This window comes from Nostoc flagelliforme FACHB-838 (genome assembly GCF_014698065.1).
Lineage (GTDB): Bacteria > Cyanobacteriota > Cyanobacteriia > Cyanobacteriales > Nostocaceae > Nostoc > Nostoc flagelliforme_B.
The window spans coordinates 1-1,996 of sequence record NZ_JACJSI010000671.1 but is presented as its reverse complement, the minus strand read 5'-3'; the positions used below and the strand labels follow the sequence as shown (position 1 = coordinate 1,996).

Here is a 1,996-nt window from a genome sequence, read left to right as displayed (position 1 = left end):
TGCCAAATGAAACACGGCGAATTCTTTGTTTAGCCGCTTGTGTTGGAGCTGAATTTGATTTAGAAACGTTAGCGATCGTTTGCGAAAAATCACCGAAAGCAATTTTTCAGGATTTATTAGAAGCAATACAAGCGGGATTAATTCAACCTTTGTCTGACTTGGACGAAGACTTGTTGGTTCAAGAGTATAAGTTTTCGCACGATCGCGTGCAGCAAGCGGCTTATGCCCTAATTGATGAGTCGTGCAAACAAGTGGTTCATCTCCAAATCGGTCGCAATTTACTCGAAAAAACTTCACCAGAGCAACGATCCGAGCGGTTGTTTGAAATCATCGATCATCTTAATCAAGGACTTAAGCTAGTCACTGCTCGATCAGAACGAACTGAAATTGCCAGATTGAATTTAATGGCAGGTCAAAAAGCAAAAACAGCAACGGCTTATGAAGCAGCTTTTAAGTATTTCACTACAGGGCTTAAACTCCTCAATGCAGAGAGTTGGCTCAGTGAGTATGATCTCACCTTAGCGCTGTACTCAGAAGCAGCAGAAGCGGCGTATCTCCAGGGTTGCTTTGATGAGATGGAACAGTTGGTAGAAGTGGTACTTGATCGCGCTAAGACAGTGGTTGACAAAGTGCAAGTTTACGATAACAGCATTCAAAGATATTTGTCACAGGGCAACCTGAAAGAAGCACTCAAAATTGGCTTGGAAGTGTTGAAGCTCCTGGGAGTGATTTTACCAGAAAATCCAAGTGAGTTAGATGTTCGAGGCGGATTGGAGTCAACGGCGGCACTACTTGCCCAACGAGAAATTGAAGACTTGATTAATTTACCAAAGATGACCGCACCAGAACTGCTGGCAGCAATTTATATCATGACGAATATTGGAGGTGCTGCATATATGGTATCACCAGCACTGATGATACTGATTGCTTGCAAAATGGTAAGTTTATCGATCGAATACGGTAATGCTACCTGGTCACCACACAGTTATGCTGCCTACGGACTTGTTCTATGTGGATTTGTTCAAAACATTGAACTCGGTTATAAATTTGGCAAATTGGCTCTCAGTTTGGCAGAACGATTGAATACCAAAAAAGGCAAGGCTAGAGCATTACAAGTATTTACTTACCATGTTATGCAATGGAAAGTACATCTTAAGGAGACGATACCACTGCTGGTTGAGGCTTATCAGGAAGGAGTGGAAACCGGAGACTTTGAAATCGCTGGTTATGCTGCATATAACGTGTGCCACCACTCGTTTTTCGTCGGTGAGTCACTCACCCAACTGGAACAGAAAATGGCAACCTACAGCAAAGTGGTTGATCGAATCAGACGGGAAAGCCCCTCGACTTGGATTGCAATAGTGTGGCAGACCATTCTTAATTTGTTAGATAGGTCTCTTAATCCCAGTCGCTTAGTTGGTCGGGTGTTTAATGAAGAGGAGGCGTTACCACACGCTATTGCAGTTAAAGATGGAATTGCAATTCAAATACTCTATTTGCACAAAGTCATGTTGTGTTATCTATTTGGAGAACACCATCAAGCTGTACAGACTGCTGTTTTGGCAAGGAAACATTTTGAAGAAGTGACAGCAATAAAGTTTTTACCTGTATTCTGTTTCTACCATTCTCTAGCGCTTTTGAGCCTATTGCTCGATGCTTCAAACTCTGAAAAAGTAGCTTGGCTAAACTGTGTTAACACCAACCAAGAAAAAATGCAGAAATGGGCAGAACATGCTCCAATGAATTATCTACATAAATTTCATCTGGTCGAAGCAGAGAAAGCGCGAGTCTCAGGGCAATTCTTTGAAGCCGAGGAACTTTATGAACGAGCGATCGCAGGTGCTGCTGAAAATGAGTATATCCAGGAAGAAGCATTAGCTTATGAATTGGCTGCAAAACATTATCTAGCGCGAGGTCGAGAAAAATTTGCCCAGATCTACATGAAAGAAGCACACTACTGCTATGAAAGATGGGGAGCGATGGCAAAAGTCAAAGA

1 protein-coding gene is annotated in these 1,996 nt (G+C 42.4%); it reads left to right on the top strand.

Annotated features, from left to right (window positions below):
* Positions 1-1,996, top strand: a 1,996-nt coding sequence (locus H6G97_RS50500) for an ATP-binding protein (RefSeq protein WP_422394296.1), incomplete at both ends; no start/stop codon positions are given.